The sequence below is a fragment of the Streptomyces sp. NBC_00078 genome, assembly GCF_026343335.1.
Taxonomy (GTDB): Bacteria; Actinomycetota; Actinomycetes; order Streptomycetales; family Streptomycetaceae; genus Streptomyces.
On record NZ_JAPELX010000001.1, the window covers coordinates 2,498,365 to 2,516,899 of the forward strand.

Below are 18,535 nucleotides of genomic sequence, written 5' to 3' on the forward strand. Positions count from 1 at the left end.
CTCAACCGCTGTGTGAGCCGTGCGCGCTGTGGTCGGTGCCGATCTCCTCCTCGCCGCCCAGCGTGCCCTGCAGCGCCTTGACCACCTTGTCGTCGCCGACGGCGACCCACTTGCGGCCCACGAGGTAGAAACCGCCGTAGTCCTTGGCGTCGTTGATCCACTCGCGCTGGCCGCGGTCGGTGGCGAAGGTGGCGAAGACGTACTTGCCGTCCGAGGTCTTGCAGATGGCCTGGCGGACCTCGTCGGAGTCGATCTGCATGTCCGGCTTGCACTTCACCTTGGCGGCCAGGCTCTCCAGGCTGCCGGTGGCGGTCGTCGGCACCTTGGCGGCAGCGTCGCTGTTTCCGGATCCACAGCCCGCCAGCGCCAGGACGGCCGCGGTGCCTGCCACGGCGATCATCGGTCGGGTCAACCTCATCTGTTCCTCCGGTCGCGTTGCTGGCCCTCGGGCCCGTCCCCTTCGATACGGCTGTGGGCCGCGGGGCACTCAAATCCAGGCGGTGCACTCAAATCCGGTGTGGCCGCGCGTACGGGTGTGCGAGGGTATGGCCCGTGAACCAGGACTGGGAAGATCGCGTGGCCGCCACTTGGGCCGCCTTCGACGACTACGCGGAAGAGGACGCCGCCGACTTCCGGGCCGCGGTCGACGCCCTCGTCGCCGAGCTGCCGGAGGGCAGTCCGCTCGGCCCCTTCGAGCAGGCCTGCGCCTGGGACTCGACGGGCCACTCGGACCGGGCGGTCCCGCTGTACCGGGAGGCGCTGGCCCTCGGGCTCAGCCAGGCCAGCGGCTACAAGGGCCGCCGCGCCAAGATCCAGCTGTCCAGTTCGCTCCGGAACATCGGGCAGGCCGAGGAGGGCGTCAAGCTGCTGTCAGCCGAACTGGTCGCGCCCTCGGACGAGTTGGACGACGCGGTACGGGCATGTCTGGCGCTGTGCCTGTCCAGCCTCGGCCGGGACCGCGAGGGTCTCTCCCTCGTCCTGGGCGCCCTGGCGTCGCATCTCCCCCGCTACCAGCGGTCGATGGCGAACTACGCGCGGGCGCTCGTCGACCCGCTGGACTGACCCGGGGACTGCGCCACCCGGGTTGCGGTGACCATCGCACGATTCGCTCGTTTTGCTGAACGTGCAGTCACAGGATGTCGCCCCACGCCCCGCACCTTCCTCCTCCGACCCGGTCGTCGACGTCGAGCAGGCCGAGGCCGCGCTCGTCGAGCACTACCCCCGGCTGGTCCGGCTCGCCTACCTGGTGCTGCCGCCGAGCCTCGGGCGCAACCGGCGCGTCGTGACCGCGCACGCCCTCACCCAGCGCGCCCTGCCCAGTGGCCGGACACCGGCGCCCGTGATCCCGGCCCAGTCGACCGGCCGCGACGGTGACCCGGGGTACGCCTTCGTCCGTCTGCAGGTCTTGCGTACGGCACTGGAGGCGGGCCTGCCGTTGCGGCGCGCAGCGTTCCCCAAGCGCTCCCAGCTGCCCCCGCTCCTCCCCCAGGTCTGGGGCCTGCGCCTGTTCCCGCGCTCGGGCGGGGCCGATGAACTCGCCCTGGACCAGCGCCTGTCCGCCCTGTCCGGGCCCGCGCGTGCGGCGTTCGTCCTGCGCGGCCTGGAGAAGCTGTCCGACGACGACGTTCGCAAGATCCTCGACTCCGCCGGCTGCGCCGACCCGGACGCGGCACTGAGCGAGGCCGACGACGTGTCGGCCACGCAGTGTCCACTGCTCGACTCCCCCGAGTTCGACCCCTGCTCGCTGCAGGCCCGGCCCACCGACCTGATGCGGCGCAGGCAGCACACCAGGGCCGCGCTCGCCGCCGCCGCGGCACTCGCCGTGTGCGGGACGCTCCTCGGGCTGCCCGGTGACGGCTGGGCGCCCGACGGCGCCGCCGCCCCCGTGTACGCGCAGAACCCGGCCGCCGAGGCCGCCCTCGACCCCGCCGGGCTGGCCCGGGTCGCCCCCACCGCCTGGGAGACCTCCGCACGCACCGACTTCTCCGTCTGGCCGGCCCGCGGCGACCTCACCGGCGACAAGGCCCTGCTGCGCCGCGCCCTCGCCGTCTGGGCCCGCCCCGGCGAGAGCGTCCAGGTCTCCGCCACCCCGGGCACCCAGTCCGGCGGCCCCTCCGGCCCGCCTCAGCTGCTGTACGCGGGGACCGTCGACAGCGCACACGTGGTGCTCCTCTACGACGGTCTGCGCGTCGCCCGGTACGCCGAGCCGAAGGACGGTACGAAGGGCGCCGCCCTGGACTTCGCGCGGGTCGACGACGCCGGCCGGTCCGAGGCGAGCGCGCTGGTCCTGAACCGGGCCGACGGCAACGTCCGCTATCTGACGGCGCCCTGGGTGACGAAGGCCGCGGAGCGGAACCTGCTCAAGCCGGACGCCGGTGCGATCGGCCTGCCGCTGACCGGCGGTGTCACGGCGCCGCTGGCCGGCCCCGCGGCACAGACCGGCACCTGCACGTCGTGGAACGTGCTGCAGCTGACCGACTCCACCGGTACGCGCGTGATGACCGACCTCGGTGAGCTGGTCCCCGCCCGCCTCACCACCGGACGGCCCGGCTCCCCCCACGAGGTGTCCGGCACACAGGCGTTGCGCGCGTGGGCGCCGTACGCCTGCTCGCTGGGCTCGCTGCGCTCGGCGGGCGTGCGCGACGTCAACGCCTGGGCGTATGCCCGGCAGCCGCTGCCCGACGCGAGCGAAGCGGGCTGGGCGGCCTCCGGCCCGAAGGGCGGATCGGGCTCGGCGGAGTGGGTGTGCACACGGGCCGAGACCTGGCGGGGCGGCGGGACACGGGTGCTGGCTCAGTTCCACACGCCGGGCGGGGCGTACGGGGCGATCGTCGCGAAGGCGGAGAACGTGCCGGCGTGCGGGGCGAAGGACCCGCATGTGCTCGCCGGCGTGCTGTGGAAGTCGGAGACGGGCAGCTGGTATCTCCTCGCGGCCGGAAGCCGGCAGACCTCGTCGATCAGCACGACGGGCGGGGTGCGGGCGAGTGCCCGGGGCGGTCTGCTGGCCGTACGGGCCGAGCAGGGGGCCCGGGCCGAACTCAAGGGCGTCCTGGACGACGGCCGGCCGATCGGCGGACTGGGCTAGGGCCGCCCCGCCCACCCGGCGACCCCTGCTCCGTCGTGGTCGTCGCGGGCACCGCGGTGCTGGTCCGGCGGGCGCTGCGGCGCCGCATCCGGACCTCGCCGCTGTGGCCGATGCCCGCCCTGGAGGAGGTGCGCAACCGCTTTCCGCCGGTCGAGGCGCCCTCGTACGTCTTCGTCGTCGGCGGCATCGGGATCACTCCCGTGCTGCCGATGTTGCGGGCGCTCGGGGACGGTAGGCCGTGGCGGCTGCTGTACGGCGGGCGGACGCGGGCGTCGATGCCGTTCCTGGAGGAAGTGGAGAAGCTGGGCGGTGACCGGGTGACCGTCGTCGCCGAGGACGAGGACGGACTGCCCGATCTCGACGGCCTGTTGGGGGATGTGCCCGAGGGGGCCGCCGTGTACTGCTGCGGGCCGGAGGGCCTCGTCGCGGCGGTGGAGGAGCGGTTCCCGCAGGTCCGCCTCGAACGCTTCGCACCCCGTACGGCCGCCGACGGCAACGTCGCCTTCGAGGTCGAACTCCGGCGCAGCGGACGGACGTTGACGGTGCCGGCCGACGTGACCGTACTGGCCGCCGTGCGCGCCGAGCTGCCGGACACCGCCTACTCCTGCGAGCAGGGCTTCTGCGGAACCTGCGAGCAGCGGGTCCTGGAGGGCGAGGTGGAGCACCGGTCCGAGCTTGGGGGCACCTCCCACGCCCTTAAGGCAGTGGGGGAGGACACCGAGCGCGGTGACTCGATGCTGATCTGTGTGTCGCGGGCCCGAAGTGAGCGTCTCGTGCTGGATATGTGAACACCGCTGGCCGGTCCGGTCCGTTCGGGGCCGGATCCGATCGGTAAGGTGTTCGTATGACTACCGGGGTGCGCCGCAGAATGGGAGTGGAAGAGCGGCGGCAGCAGTTGATCGGCGTCGCCCTCGAACTGTTCAGCCAACGCTCTCCCGACGACGTCTCCATCGACGAGATAGCGTCCGCCGCGGGCATCTCGCGCCCGCTGGTCTATCACTACTTTCCCGGCAAACTCAGCCTGTACGAGGCCGCGTTGAGGCGTGCCGCGCAGGATCTTGCGGGGCGGTTCGACGAGCCGCGTGAGGGGCCGCTCGGGGCGCGGCTGCTGCGGGTGATGCGGCGCTTCTTCGACTTCGTCGACGACCACGGCCCCGGCTTCGCGGCGCTGATGCGCGGCGGACCGGCCGTCGGCTCCTCGGCGACCAACGCGCTCATCGACTCCGTGCGGCAGGCCGCGTACGAGCAGATCCTTTCGCATCTGGGCGTCCAGGATCCGCCCGCGCGGCTGGAACTGGTCGTACGCTCCTGGATCTCGCTCGCCGAGTCGACCGCGCTGATCTGGCTGGACGGCCGGCGCATCCCGCGCGCCGAGCTGGAGGCCCAGCTCGTGCACGACTTCGCCGCGCTGGCCGCCGTGAGCGCCGCCTACGACGAGGAGATGGGCGCACTGCTGCGCCGGATGATCGAGGACGAACCGGCTGACGGGCCCTTCGCGCACCTGGTCGGCCGGCTGATCGCGCTCGACTCCTGAGGCGCCGGCGCCTCAGGGCGGCCCCCCGGCGGAGCGCTCAGCGCTCGAACTTGCGGTACGACGGGTCGAGGTCGCGGACCTCGGCGGAGGCGTGCAGCACGATTCCCTCGTCCGCGATGTGCTTGCGGAGCAACTCCAGGGCGGCCTCCGTGAGCCGTGCCTTGGTCTCCTCGGTACGCCCGGCGAGCAGTCCGAAGGTGACGTGGACGATCGCGTGGCGCAGCTCGGCGGGGTCCTCGTAGCCGAAGGCGGTGTACTCGCTGGGCCGGAACTGCGTCTTGCACGCCTCCGGCTTGGCCGCCGCGATCTCGACGGTCGCCTCGTGCAGGGCGCGGGCGAAGGCGTCCCGGTCGAAGGCGTGGGTGATCGTCTTCGAGTAGTCGACGCTGATCTGCGGCATGGGCACTCCCGTTCTACGGCTGCGACCGGGTCAGCCTAATGCCCCGGCAGGCAACGTTTGCCCGTAAAGGAGCGGCGTCCGGTGCGTGCTCCGGGGGCCTGCTCTGAGGGTCCCCCCGGCCGGAGGCTTGGGGAGTACCGGGGGCGGGCCCTCGTACTGGACGTACTCGGGCCTGTGGCCGGTGCGGCGACCGGGGGACCTCTCACGCCCTTGAGGCAGTGGGGGAGCGTGCCGGGCGTCGCGACGGGGCGAACGCTGCCTGGCGCAGCACACTAGTTCCCCTCCTTCCTCAGCTGCAGGGCCAGCATCGCGATGTCGTCCTCGCGGTCGTGGCCGAAACAGGCCAGGAGGGTGTCGCAGAGGGCGTCCAGGCCGGGCAGGGAGCCGATGGCCGCCGAGCGGAGCTGCTCCATCGAGATCGTCAGGTCCGTGCCCCGGGTCTCGATCAGGCCGTCGGTGACCATGAGGAGCCGGTCGGCGGGCTCCAGGAACAGCTCGGTGGGCGGCGGATGGGGCAGTCCCAGGCCGAGCAGCGGGCCGTCGGCCTTCGCGTACTCGGCGTCGCCGGTGTCCCTGAGGATCAGCGGCGGAATGTGCCCGGCGTTGGCGATCCGGGTCCGCCCGGTACCAGGGTCGATCAGGGCCAGGCATACGGTCACCGTGACCTCGGAATGGTAGTGCTGCAGCATTCGGTCGAGGCGCTCGGCGAGCACGGCCGGGTCGCTCTCCTCGACGCAGTAGGCGCGCAGCGCGTGCCGGATCTCGACCATCACGGTGGCCGCCTCCAGCGAGTGCCCGACCACGTCACCCACCGCCGTGAGTACACCCTCGTCGGTGCGCAGGGCAGCGTAGAAGTCGCCGCCGATCTCCGTTTCCTGCGACGCGGGCACGTAACGGACCACGACGTCCATGCCCGGCAGTTCGGGCAGCCGGTGCGGCTGGGGCAGGAAGCTGTGCTGGAGGGTGAGGGCGACGTGCCGCTCGACCTGGTACATGAGCAGCGGCTCGGCGGCCAGCGCGGTGGCCTGCGCCAGCCGGGCCACCAGGGCCTCGTCCTCGGGGTTCACCCGGCGCACCCCGCGTGTGGGCGTGGCCAGACACACCGGGGCCTTGCCGTCCTGGGTGAGGACCATCGCCAGCCGGCCGTCGTGCTGCATTCCTGGCCGGAAGAACCCGGCGGGCCACAGCGGCGCGGGCACCGTGGTGATCTGCACTCCCGACTGTCCCCGGGTGAGCCGCCGCAGCAGACCGGCCACGGCCCGGTGGGCGCCCGCGTCGGGCAGGGCGAGGGAGGTGCGGTCCCGGGAGGTGCCGCAGTACAGCTCCTCGTCCGGTCCGAGGACGAAGACGGCTGCGGGAGTGCCGGTGAGCCGGGCGGTGGAGTCGGCGGCCGCGTCCGCGAGTTCCTGCAGGGAGCGCGCCGCCTGGATGGTGACGATCGCCTGCGACAGCAGCGTCAGCCGCCGCACCAGCGCCTGGTCGTCGGCCCTGAGGCGCGCGGTGCGCACCGCGGCCCGGACCACCGCCTCGATCTCCTCGGGCTCGGCGGGCACCGTCAGATATGTCTCGGCGCCCACGTCCAGCCCCTGGCAGCGGTCGCCCGGGGCCACGGCGGCGGCGGAGAAGTGCACGACGGGCAGGGCCGCCATGTGCGGCCGTTCCCTGAGCCGGCGGCACAGTTCGAAGCCGCTCATGTCAGGCAGGTTGACGTCTACCAGGGCCACGTCGGGCAGCATGCCCTTGCGCAGCCGTACGTCGAGTTCGACGAGAGCCTGCCCGCCGGTGGCGACCGGTACGACCTGGTGTCCGGCCCGGCGCAGCACGGTGCCCATGGCGTACCGACTGGCCGCCACGTCGTCCACGACCAGCACGGTCGTGTCTGTCAGTTTGCCGTCGACGTCCATCTCTGAGCCCTTGGACAACACCGGTGGGGCAGACCCCGGTTCGAGGTCCGCCCCACCAAAATAATGCCCGGTCAGGAGATCCGGGAGAATATCGCGACACTGCGACCCGGAACGGCGAACGTGCCCGATTCCCGCTCGTAGGAAGAACTCTTGACGATAGGGTCCGCGCCCTTCGCCTGTACCGGGTGCAGCCGGTAGCCGGTCCCGGCCAGCGACTGGACGTGCTGCTCCTGCTTGCCGGGCGTCGCGTTGAACACGACGACCAGGTCGCCGAGTTCCATCGTGATCACGCCAGGGGTCTCGTCCTTCCCGGACAGCGGGAAGGACAGCGTGGACTGCACCTGCCCGGCCGTGCCGAGCGAGAACGCCTTCTCCGTGGACCGGATCCTCAGCAGGTCCTGGTACGCGGCCGAGGCGCCCTCGATCTGCGGGCAGCCCACTCGAACCGAGCTCAACAGCGGCTTGGCGTACGGCCACTTGGACTCGTTGTCGGCCGCCACCGGCAGTCCGCGGCCGAAACCGTTGCCGTCGGCGCAGTTCCAGTGGATGGCGTTGAACCAGTCACCGCTGTCGAAGGAGTTGCGGTCCAGGGACTTCGACCGCAGCAGGTCCGAGCCCGCCTGCGAGAGGGACGGCCCCTGCGAGAGAGTCGCGGTCGCCATCGCGAGGACCTGCATCCGGGCGCGGTCGGCCGCGGAGGTGCCCTTGGGCAGCTTGTAGGTGAGGGCGTCGAACAGGGACTCGTTGTCGTGCGCGTCCGCGTAGGCGACCGCGTCGCCGGGCGCGTCCGCGTAGCCGGCCGGCCGGCCGTTGTAGTCGACCTCGGCGCCGGTGACCTCCTTGCCGTCGGTGTCGGTGAAGCGGTAGTTGGCGAGGTTGCCGGCGAGCCCGACCTTGATCAGGTCCTGGTAGTGCAGCAGCCGGGCCTTCTGCTCGGCCGAAGTGCCGTTAGCCGTGGACGAGTTGGGGTCGGTGTACAGACCGGACGCGAAGCCCTGGACGCCGGGGTCGGAGTCGAAGGGGCTGCCGCCGCGGACGGCGTCCCGGGCCCGGTCGGAGAAGGTCGCGATCCCGGTGCCCGCCATGTTCTTCTGCGTGGCCTGCACGAAGCGGGCGTCGTCGGCGACCTCGCCGAAGTTCCAGCCCTCGCCGTACATGATGATCTTCTTGCCGTCGACGCCGTCCTTCGCGAGGGTCAGGGCGTCGAGCGCCTTGCGGACCGCGAGGATGTTGGCCTTCGGCTGGTGCCCCATCAGGTCGAAGCGGAAGCCGTCGACCTTGTACTCCCTGGCCCAGGTGACGACGGAGTCGACGACCAGCTTGCCCATCATGGCGTTCTCGGTGGCCGTGTTGGCGCAGCAGGTGCTGTTCGCCACCGAGCCGTCCGCGAGGAGCCGCTGGTAGTAGCCGGGCACGACCTTGTCCAGGACGCTGGTGTCCGCCTGGCCGGCGGCCGCCGTGTGGTTGTAGACGACGTCCATGACGACCCGCAGACCGTCCTGGTTCAGGGACTGGACCATCTTGCGGAACTGGACCGTGCGGCCCGTGCCGTCCGGGTCGGTCGCGTACGAGCCCTCGGGGACCGTGTAGTGGAACGGGTCGTAGCCCCAGTTGTAGGCGTCCTTCACCGCGGTCTTCGCGACGCACTCCTGCTGCTTGCCGGAGTCGGCCGCGTAGGAGGCGAGGTCGCAGTCGGGGCTCGCCTGGTCCGCCTTCTTCTCGGGGATGGTGGCGATGTCGAAGGCCGGGAGCAGATGTACGTACGACGTCCCGGACCTGGCCAGCTCACGCAGGTGCGCGGACCCGTCGCTGCCCTTGTCGGTGAAGGCGAGGTAGCTGCCGCGGTGAGCGGCCGGCACCGACTTGTCCTCGACCGAGAAGTCCCGGATGTGCAGCTCCTGGATCTCGGCGTCCTTCAGCGGCACCGCCTTGGGCTTGGCCAGGGAGGACCAGCCCTTCGGCGCGAGGGACCCGTCGTGCAGGTCGACGACGAGGCTGCGCTCGGAGTTCGCGGTCAGGGCGACCGAGTAAGGGTCGGTGACCTTGTTGGTGACGACCTTCCGTACGGTCGGCGCCCACACCTTCACGACGTACCGATAGGGCTTGTTCTTCCAGGACGGCGGCCCGGTGACGGACCAGACGCCGGTGGCGTCGTCGCGCTGCATCCTCTTGAGCGTGCCGTCCAGCTCCAGCGAGACGCTGTGCGCGGTCGGCGCCCAAACGGCAAGCCCGGGACGGCCGTTGTGGAACGTCGGGCCCAGCTCGGACGTGGCCGCCCTCGCGTACACGTCGTCGAGCACACCGGCGATCTGCACGCCCGTCGCCGCCACCACGGCGCCGTTCGCGGCGCGCTGCGAGGCGACGATCTGGCCGTCCAGCGCCGCGCGCACCCGGCCGCGGTCGCGCGGGTCGACGGACCAGGCCGTGTAGTCCTTCAGATGCGGGAACCTCGCCTTCTGGGCATCGCTGAGCGGCGTCTTCGTAAGGCGCAGCCAGCGCTCGTCGTCGCTGGTCAGTGCCCCGTCCTTGACGGCGATCGAGCCGTCGTGGGAGTAGAGCAGCTGGGTGGATACGGCCGCGTCGGAGCCGTTCCAGGCGACGGTGTTCCGGTCGATCCAGATCGCCTTGGACGTGGTCAGGTCGAGAGCGGCGGCCGAACCCGCCGGCTGCGGCAGCAGGTACTTCTCCTGGCCGTTCAACAGCCACACTTCACAGCCGTTGGACTTGAGATCCAGCGACTGGTCGGTGGAGAGGTCCTTCTCGACACCCTTGTGGATGATGTAACTGAGGCTGGTGGCACCGTCGTTGAGCGGCACCTCGAAGACCGCACCATAGGCGTCGGTCTTCGCCGGCTTCAGCGGGCTCGACCAGTCCGTGGGGTTCGCGGCTCCGGTCCAGACGTGCAGCCCCCAGCCGTCGTAGTCCCCGTCGGCGCGGTGGTAGTGAATGACGGCTTTGGTCTTGTCCTGTGCCGGGTAGTCCGGCCGCGTCGTCTGCACGGCCTCCTTGCCCTGCTCGATCCAGACCTCGCCGGTCTTGGTGACGTCGATGGTGCGGTCGGCGGAGACGTCCTTGTCGCCGTCCTTGTCGACGACCAGGAAGCCGACGCTGGAGGCACCGGGCTTCAGCTTGACGTAGGCGAAGGCGCCGTAGGCGTCACGGCCGGTGAAGGGATGGCCGGCCGGCCACGTGGTCGACTCGCCGTCGGCGAGGTCGCCCCAGGCGTACAGCCCCCACTTGTCGTAGTCGCCGTCGGTGCGCTTGTAGTGGACGACCGCGTAGTCACGGGAGGAGGCGGTGGGGGTCTCCGGCGCGGGCGGGGTGCCGGTCGTCGAGGCGGCCGTGGCGCTCGCGGTGTGCCCGGCCGAGTCGACGGCAACCGCCTTGTAGCGCAGGGCGGTTGAGGCGGCCACCTTCTTGCCGATGGTCTGGGTGACCTTGTACGGCGCGTGGTCGGCGGAACCCAGCGTCTGCCAGGCGCCGTTGCCGACCTGGGCGGCGAAGACGACGCGGCTGAGCCCGCCGCCGTCGACGCCGGCGGAGAGCTCGACCGTGCCGGTGGCGCCCGCGGCGGGGGCCTTGAGGGTGAGGGTCGGAGCCGTCGACGGCTTGGCGGGTTTTCCGGCCGCCTTGAGGACGACGGCGGATCCGGCCGGGACGGTGACCGTGACCTTCTTGTCGGCGCCGGAGGTGACGTCGTCCGAAGTGCCGTGGACTGCGCGGTACTTCATGTCCGCCGAGCCTGCCGCGAAGGTGGCCGACTTCGCCTCGTCCGCGTCGTTGAAGGCGACGAGGTACTCCTGGCCGGTCTTCGCGTCGGTGCGGCTGAAGGCGTAGACGCCCGGGCCGTCGGCCGCGTAGCGCTCGGTCTGCACGCCGTCCGTCAGGGCGGGGTTGTCCCTGCGCAGCCTGCTCAGCGCGCTGATCTGCTCGTAGAGCGGCGCCTTGGTGTCGTACGCGTCGCTCGCGTGCGTGCGGTCGGTGCCGATCTCGTCGTCGTCGAGGTAGTCGGCGACCTTGGAGGCGAACATCGTCTGACGGGCGTCCTTGTCGCCGCCGGAGCCGGTGAAGCCCTGCTCGTCGCCGTAGTAGACGACCGGGTTGCCGCGGCTGAGGAACATCAGCTCGTTGGCCAGCTCGTCCTTCTTGAGGATCTCCGCGTCCGTGGCCTTCGGGTTGTCCTGCTTCAGGAAGTACCCGATCCGCCCCATGTCGTGGTTGCCGAGGAAGGTGACCTGCTCGTACGCGTTGGCCTTGTCGGTCGTGTACTTGTAGTCGTCGCCGAAGACGGACGCCAGCTTCTGCGCGCTGCCGCCCTGGGAGGCGTAGGTGCGGGCCGCGTCCTGGAAGGGGAAGTCGAGGGTGGCGTCCAGGCGGCCCCGGGTGACATACGGCGAAGTGACCGAGGTGTCGGCGGAGTAGACCTCCCCGAACATGAAGAAGTTCTTACGGCCGTGCCGGGCCGCGTAGCCGTCGAGAGCCGTGGCCCACTGGGTCCAGAAGTCCATGTCGACGTGCTTGACGGTGTCGATCCGGAAACCGTCGATACCGAAGTCCTTGACCCACCGCTCGTAGATCTTCTCCATGCCGCTGACCACCTCGGGACGCTCGGTCCACAGGTCGTCGAGGCCGCCGAAGTCGCCGTACGTGGCGCTCTCACCGGCGAAGGTGGAGTCACCCCGGTTGTGGTACAGCGTCGGGGCGTTGAGCCAGGCGGGGACCTTGGCGTTCCTGTCCGCGGCGGCAACGGTCGGAGTACGCGGGAAGGATCCGGCGTCGACGGCGGGGAACTTCCTGCTTCCGTCCGCGTAGTCGGCGTCGTCGAAGGGCCGGCCGTCCTTGGTCAGGTACGGGAAGGCTCCCCTGGAGAGGTAGTCGTAGGACTTCTCCTTGTAGTCGACGACGTCGGCGGTGTGGTTGGTGATGACGTCGAAGAAGACCTTCATGTCCTTGGCGTGGGCCTTGGAGATGAGCGTCTCCAGGTCCCTGTTGGTCCCGAAGTGCGGGTCGACCCGGGTGAAGTCGGTGATCCAGTAACCGTGGTAGCCGGCCGAGGCGTTGGCACCGGTGCCCTGCACGGGACGGTTCTTGAAGATCGGGGCCATCCAGATGGCGGTGGTGCCGAGGCCCTTGATGTAGTCGAGCTTCTTGGTCAGGCCCTTGAGGTCACCGCCCTGGTAGAAGCCCTTGTCGGTGGGGTCGTAGCCGGTGCTGAGCCGCGAACCCGTCAGGCCGCCCTTGTCGTTGGACGTGTCGCCGTTGGCGAAACGGTCCGGCATGACGAAGTAGAACTGCTCCCGGGTGTCGTCGTGCCGGGCGGGCGCGGCGGCGAGCTGCGCGTCGGAGGGCGGCGGGGGCGGGGAATCCGCACGTGCCGCGAGCGGCTGGACCAGGGCGGCGGCGAGGGCGGCGACGGCGACAGCCGCGACCCGTCCGGCATGGGTTCTGCGGCGCTTTTGCGGCGCCGCCCATCTCGGTATCACAGGCGGGAACTCCTTGCGATGACGGCTCTGTGGGTCCGACCCCGCGCGACCGTATCGCTCACGCAAGGTTTACAGCAAGAGAGTTGAAACACATGGCAAGAACTTTCACAAGCCGCCCCGGGGCGGCTCAGGGCCGGCCGGCTGCGGTCGGCCGGCTGCCGCCTTGCGGGGTGCGCCGGATGGGGGAAGGGTGGCTGGTGTGGCGCACGCCGCCGGGCGCGGAGCAGCCCCTTCGGATCCGGCGCAGAGCACCCCCTCCGGATCCGGCGCCGAGCAGCCCTCCGGATCTCGTGCGGAGCCGTCCCTCTGGATCTCCGATGGCCAGAAACACGCAGCGACACCTCCTCCACGTGACCAGCGCGTCCGCCGTGGTCACGGCACTGGTGATGGCCGCGGGTCCCGTGGCCGCCCTGCCGGCGACCTCTGCCCGCGGCGCAGCGGGGCCGGGCGTGCTCGCCCCGTCCGGGCTTCCCGCTCGCACGCCTCCGCCACCGCCCCCATCGCCCCCGGCCTCTCCGGGGCCAAGGTGACGCGGCGCAGGCCGCGGTCGTCCGGTGCCTCGACGACGACCCACGGACGGATGCTCATGGGGCCAGCCTCGGCCCCGGGCCGGGTCGCACGCATGCGGGACTGCTCCGCTTGGCAGCGCCCGTCACCTGGCCGTGGGCAGGCTCAGCAGGTCGTCCTGCCCACGTAGACGGCGAGCGCGGTGTTGGCGCCCAGGGTGGCGGTGAGCAGGCCGGAGCTGTTGACCGTCACCGGCGTGTTGCTCTGGACGTCGCAGTACGTCCCGGCCGGGAGGGACGTCTGGTAGGTGCGGGTCAGGCTGCTCGACTCGTGGTTGATGGCGACGTAGCCCTTGGCTCCGCGCCCGAAGGCGATCGCGTCGCCCCCGTTGTCCCACCAGTTCGTCACCGACTCACCGCGCACGGCGTTCCGGAAGGCGACCATGCGGATGATCTCGGGCCAGGCGTGCTGGCACTTCCAGCCGTCCTGCCAACAGGCGTTCATCTGACCGCCGTTGGGCGGTCCGGCGTCCGCGTCGGACCACTCGTAGCCGGAGTTGATGTCCGGGGCGCCGTAGGGGTAGGCGAGCATGAAGACGTTGGCCAGCGTGTAGTTGGCGCCGTCCTTGTAGTTGAGGGTCGATCCGTTGCGCTCGGTGTCGTGGTTGTCGACGAACACTCCGGCCACCGAGCTGTTCAGGTAGCCCCAGCCCTCGCCGTAGTTCTTCAGGTAGGCGAGGTTCTCGTTGTTGAAGACGCGCTTGAGGTCGTACGCGTAGCGGAACTCCTGGACGTCGCCGTTGCCCGTGTACTCGGTCGGCTGGACGGCCTCGCCGGCGCCGTAGATGACTTCCTGCTTCCAGTACACCGACGGGTTGCCGAGCCGGGACTTGATGTTGGCGAGATCGGCCGCGGGGATGTGCTTGGCCGCGTCGATGCGGAAGCCGTCGGCGCCGTAGCCGAGCAGGGAGTTCATGTAGCCGGCGATGGTGGCGCGGACGTACTCCTCGCCCGTGTCCAGGTCGGCGAGGCCGACGAGTTCGCAGTTCTGGACGTTCGCGCGGTTGGTGTAGTCGCCGACCGTGGAGGTGCAGTCGTCCATGTCGGCCGAGGAGTACAGGCCGGGGTAGTTGTACTTCGTGTACGACGAGCCGCCGGTGCCGGTGCCGCTGCCCGCCGACATGTGGTTGATGACGGTGTCGACGACGACCTTCACACCGGCCGCGTGGCAGGTGCCGATCATGTTCTTGAAGGCCGTCGCGTCACCGAGCCGGCCCGCGATCCTGTAGCTCACCGGCTGATACGAGGTCCACCACTGTGAGCCCTGTATGTGCTCGGCGGGTGGACTGACCTGGACGTAGCCGTAGCCCGCGGGGCCGAGCGTGTTGGTGCACTCCTTGGCGACCGAGGCGAAGTTCCACTCGAAGAGAACGGCGGTGACGTCCTTGGTGCCGGGCGGGGAGGCATGCGCGGGGGTTGGGCTCATGACCAGGGCGGCCGCCGTGAGGGCGACGGTCGCCGCGAGGGTTCTGCGTGCCATGTGGGGTCTCCTTCACCTTTGAAGGTTCTTGCTGCAAGTTTTCAACCAACTTGCGGTGACGGAGATGTTAAAGGCCCGCTGCCTGAAAGGGCAGCGGGCCGTGTGAAGTTGATGCAAGAAACTTCAGGGGCGCGTGGTGAACCACACCGTCGTGTCCGCCGGCACCTTCGCCTCGCCGTCCGCCTCGGTCACCTCGCCGCTGGTGAGCAGGACACGACCGTATGCGGGAGTCGTGACGGACTCACCGCTGGTGTTGGTGACACACACGAAGTCCCCGCGCCGGAAGGCGAGTACGCCGTCGGGGGCGCGCAGCCACTCCACCGCGTCGCCCGCTCCCAGGTCGGGCTGCTCGCGGCGGGCCGCGAGGGCACAGCGGTACAGCTCAAGGGTCGAGCCCGGCACGCCGTCCTGCGCCTCGACGCTCAACTCGCCCCAGCTCTCCGGCTGCGGCAGCCAGCTGCCGCCGCTGCCGAAGCCGTACGACGAGCCCTCGCGCGTCCACGGGATGGGCACCCGGCAGCCGTCGCGGAAGCCGTCCTGGCCGGCGCCGCGGAAGTACGCCGGGTCCTGCCGGACTTCGTCCGCGAGGTCGACGACGTCCGGCAGGCCGAGTTCCTCGCCCTGGTAGACGTACGCGGATCCGGGCAGCGCCAGCAGGAGCAGGGTCGCGGCCCTCGCGCGCCTCAGCCCCAGCTCACGGTCGCCCGCCGTACGGATCTGGGTGCCAAGACCGGGCGGGTTGGCGAAGCGGGTGGCGTGGCGGGTGACGTCGTGGTTGGACAGGACCCAGGTGGCGGGGGCGCCGACCGGGCGCATGGCGTCCAGGGTGCGGTCGACGACCTCGCGAAGCTCGGCGGCGTCCCAGTCGGTGCTCAGGTACTGGAAGTTGAAGGCCTGGTGGAGCTCGTCGGGGCGGACGTAGTTCGCGGTGCGCTCGATGGTCGGCGTCCAGGCCTCGGCCACGAAGATGCGCCCGCCCGTCTCCCTCCCCCGCCCTTCCGAGGAAGGCCCTTCGGGCCCTTTTTGATTTCCGGAGTACTCGTCGAGGATGAGCCGCCACTGGCGGTAGATCTCGTGCACGCCGTCCTGGTCGAAGAACGGCATGACATCGTTGCCCAGCAGCTTCAGCTGCTCGTGGGAACCGAGGTCGGGCAGGCCCTTTGCCTTCACCAGGCCGTGGGCCACGTCGATGCGGAAGCCGTCGACGCCGATGTCGAGCCAGAAGCGCAGGATCGAGCGGAACTCGTCGCCGACGGCGGGGTGCTCCCAGTTGAAGTCGGGCTGCTCGGGGGCGAAGAGGTGGAGGTACCACTCCCCCGGCGTGCCGTCCGGCTCGGTGACGCGGGTCCAGGCCGGGCCGCCGAAGATGGACTCCCAGTCGTTGGGCGGGAGTTCGCCGTCCGCGCCCTTGCCGGGGCGGAAGTGGTAGCGCTCGCGGAGGGGGGAGCCCGGGCCCTCGCGCAGGGCCCGCTTGAACCACTCGTGCTGGTCGGAGGAGTGGTTGGGCACGAGGTCGACGATGATCCTCAAGGCCAGCTCGTGGGCGTCGCGGATCAGCGCGTCCGCGTCGAGCAGGTTGCCGAACATGGGGTCGACGGCCCGGTAGTCCGCGACGTCGTAGCCGGCGTCGGCCTGCGGGGAGGCGTAGAAGGGGCTCAGCCACACGGCGTCCACGCCGAGGTCGCGCAGATAGGTCAGGCGGGAGCGTACGCCTTCCAGATCACCCATGCCGTCGCCGTTGCTGTCGGCGAAGCTGCGCGGATAGACCTGGTAGATCACCGCGTCCCGCCACCAGTCGCCGCGCCTGGTTTTGGCGGGGGCGGGGGCCGGGGCGATGGCAGAGTGCTGCTGGCTCATGGCGTCCTTGGTGCGTAACGGGGTCATGGGGTCAGGTGTGCGTACGGCGGCGTTGACGAGGCGGCCGCGGTGACAGCGGGGTCGGATGGACACCGCGACCGCCTCGGGTCTGAAGGGTGTTTGGGGTCCCCCAAAAAAAGGGGGACGCGGGGAACGGCGCGACCAGCCACGACGGCGCCGCAGACAACGAACGGCCCTCCTCGCTCAACAGGCGGTCAGCCCTTCGTACCGCCGGCCGTCAGACCGGTCACCAGGTTCTTCTGCACGAGGTAGAAGAACACGGAGACGGGTATCGCGATCAGCACCGCCGTGGCGGCCATCAGGTTGCGCTGGGCGTCGTGCTCGCTGACGAAGGTCTGCAGCCCGACCGCGAAGGTGTACTTCGTGTCGGACAGCATGAACGTCGAGGCGAACGCGACCTCCCCGAAGGCCGTGAGGAAGCTGTAGAAGGCGGCGACCGCCAGGCCCGGCTTGGCGAGCGGCAGGATCAGTCGCGCGAACGTGCCGAAGGGGGTCAGCCCGTCGACGCGTCCCGCCTCGTCGATCTCGAACGGGATGGTGTCGAAGTAGCCCTTGAGCAGCCAGGCGCAGTAGGGCACGGCTGTCGAGCAGTAGACGAGGACGAGTCCAAGGTAGCTGTCGATGAGCTGCAGGTCCGACAGGATCTGGTACATCGGCACCATGAGTACGGCTACCGGGAACATCTGCGTGACCAGCAGCACCCACATGAACTTCCGGTAGCCCGGGAAGCGCATGCGGGAGACCGCGTAGCCGGTGGTCGCGGCGATCAGCACACCGATGACGGTGGTGCCGAGCGACACGATCAGTGAGCTCTTCAGCCAGTCGAAGAACTCCGTGTGCCGCAGCACGAAGGAGTAGTTGGAGAACGACATCTTGGCCCAGATGCCGCCGGGGTGCAGGTAGTCGTCCTTGTCCGGGCCGAGGGACAGATAGACCAGCCAGGCGACCGGGAAGAAGGCGATCAGGCTTGCGACGATCAGGAGGCCGTGCGAGACGAGGGAGGCGACGGGGCCGCGCTCCCCACGACGGACCGGGCGGAGCCGCGATGCGGCGAGGACCTGCGGGGTCACTGGGCTGCCTGGCTTGATCTCGGGCGGTGTTGCGGTGCTCATGGGGACTCCTGCCTCAGATCGCGAGCTGCTGCTCATTGCGGTTCAGCCAGCGGCGGTAGAAGGAGGTGAAGACGATCAGGATGGCCAGCAGCAGGATGCCGTAGGCGGCGGACTGCGCGAAGTCGCGCGGCTGCTGTCCGAAGCCGAGGTAGTAGGCCCAGGTCACCAGGATCTGGGCGTCGGGACCCGTGTTGCCGAACAGCAGGAAGATCACGGCGAACTGGTTGAACGTCCAGATGATGCCGAGCAGGACGACGGCGGAGCTGACCGCCCTCAGGCCCGGCAGGGTGACGTAGCGGAAGCGCTGCCAGGCGGTGGCGCCGTCCATCTCGGCGGCCTCGTACAGGGAGCCGTCGATGGACTGCAGTCCGCCGAGCAGCGAGATCATCATGAACGGCACACCGCACCAGGTGTTGACCATGATGGCGGCGAACCGCTGCCAGAAGGTGTCCTCCAGCCAGTCCGGCGCGGGCAGATGGAGTGCGTCCAGGGCGAGGTTGATGATGCCGCCGTCGGCGAGCATGAAGCGCCAGCCGAAGACGGTGACGAAGGTCGGCACGGCCCACGGCAGGATGAGGATCAGCCGGTAGAGGGTGCGGCCGCGCAGCTTCTGGTTGAGGAGCAGCGCGAGACCGAGGCCGATCGTGTAGTGCAGGGCGACACAGAGCGCGGTCCACACGATCGTCCAGATGAAGTGCGACCAGAAGCGGTCGTACGACGTCGGGCCGAACAGGATGTCCTTGTAGTTGTCGAGCCCGATGAACTTGTAGGTGGCGTCGATGTGGTTGACGCCGATCGTGCGCGCGGTGTTGAGGCTGTTGGCGTCCGTGAGCGTCAGGTAGAGGCCGTACACCAACGGGTACAGCACGAGGACGCCGAGTACGACGATCACCGGGGCGATCATCGCGTAGGCGTACCAGTGCTTCTGGTAGCCGTGTCTGAGGCGCTGGCCCAGCCCGGGCCGCGGCGCGCGGTCACCGTGGCGTTTGCCGGTGGCGCGGTCGATGGCGACTGTCATGTTCGACACCTTCTGGAAGTTCTACGGCTCTGAGAAGAGGCTGGGCGCAGGCCGGTGGCCGCCGGATCCCTCCCC

The 18,535-nt window shown here is 70.2% G+C and carries 12 protein-coding genes; 4 read left to right on the forward strand and 8 right to left on the reverse strand.

The genetic code is table 11. From position 1 onward, the window contains the following. Window position 1 precedes the first annotated feature (1 nt). Entirely contained in the window at window positions 2-418 is a 417-nt protein-coding gene (locus OOK07_RS11700) for a hypothetical protein (RefSeq protein WP_266796266.1), read from the reverse strand. 134 nt (window positions 419-552) lie between these two features. Between OOK07_RS11700 and OOK07_RS11705 the strand changes: the two genes are divergently transcribed. The 4 genes from OOK07_RS11705 (at window position 553) to OOK07_RS11720 (ending at window position 4,619) form a co-directional block, all read left to right on the forward strand. Beyond that, window positions 553-1,062 carry a tetratricopeptide repeat protein gene (locus OOK07_RS11705; RefSeq protein WP_266796268.1) on the forward strand — a complete coding sequence of 170 codons (510 nt, stop codon included), beginning with the start codon at window positions 553-555 and terminating at the stop codon, window positions 1,060-1,062. A 61-nt stretch (window positions 1,063-1,123) separates the two neighbouring features. Beyond that, a complete protein-coding gene (locus OOK07_RS11710) occupies window positions 1,124-3,085 on the forward strand; it encodes a hypothetical protein (protein ID WP_266679494.1) in 1,962 nt (653 codons plus the stop codon). A 35-nt stretch (window positions 3,086-3,120) separates the two neighbouring features. After that, entirely contained in the window at window positions 3,121-3,873 is a 753-nt protein-coding gene (locus tag OOK07_RS11715; protein WP_266796270.1) for a flavin reductase family protein, read from the forward strand. 56 nt (window positions 3,874-3,929) lie between these two features. Beyond that, complete coding sequence (locus tag OOK07_RS11720) at window positions 3,930-4,619, forward strand: TetR/AcrR family transcriptional regulator (protein WP_266796271.1); 690 nt, start codon at window positions 3,930-3,932, stop codon at window positions 4,617-4,619. Between the two features lie 37 nt (window positions 4,620-4,656). Here the strand turns inward: OOK07_RS11720 and OOK07_RS11725 are convergent, their stop codons facing one another. The 7 genes from OOK07_RS11725 to OOK07_RS11755 form a co-directional block, all read right to left on the reverse strand. Further along, window positions 4,657-5,019 (reverse strand): 5-carboxymethyl-2-hydroxymuconate Delta-isomerase, encoded by a 363-nt coding sequence (locus OOK07_RS11725; RefSeq protein WP_266796272.1) that lies wholly within the window; start codon window positions 5,017-5,019, stop codon window positions 4,657-4,659. A 272-nt stretch (window positions 5,020-5,291) separates the two neighbouring features. Then, window positions 5,292-6,923 (reverse strand): fused response regulator/phosphatase, encoded by a 1,632-nt coding sequence (locus OOK07_RS11730; RefSeq protein ID WP_266679500.1) that lies wholly within the window; start codon window positions 6,921-6,923, stop codon window positions 5,292-5,294. 71 nt (window positions 6,924-6,994) lie between these two features. Next, complete coding sequence (gene pulA, locus OOK07_RS11735) at window positions 6,995-12,406, reverse strand: pullulanase-type alpha-1,6-glucosidase (RefSeq protein ID WP_266796274.1); 5,412 nt, start codon at window positions 12,404-12,406, stop codon at window positions 6,995-6,997. A 672-nt stretch (window positions 12,407-13,078) separates the two neighbouring features. After that, window positions 13,079-14,452, reverse strand: a complete 1,374-nt coding sequence (locus tag OOK07_RS11740) for an alpha-amylase (RefSeq protein ID WP_266679508.1) — start codon at window positions 14,450-14,452, stop codon at window positions 13,079-13,081. Between the two features lie 123 nt (window positions 14,453-14,575). Further along, the gene (locus tag OOK07_RS11745) at window positions 14,576-16,309 is read right to left on the reverse strand and encodes a glycoside hydrolase family 13 protein (protein ID WP_266683477.1); all 1,734 of its coding nucleotides are present in this window, start codon (window positions 16,307-16,309) and stop codon (window positions 14,576-14,578) included. A gap of 215 nt (window positions 16,310-16,524) precedes the next feature. Beyond that, entirely contained in the window at window positions 16,525-17,442 is a 918-nt protein-coding gene (locus tag OOK07_RS11750) for a sugar ABC transporter permease (protein ID WP_266679510.1), read from the reverse strand. A gap of 13 nt (window positions 17,443-17,455) precedes the next feature. Next, on the reverse strand, window positions 17,456-18,460 hold the full coding sequence (locus OOK07_RS11755) for a carbohydrate ABC transporter permease (RefSeq protein WP_266796276.1): 1,005 nt from the start codon (window positions 18,458-18,460) through the stop codon (window positions 17,456-17,458). Window positions 18,461-18,535: the final 75 nt, after the last annotated feature.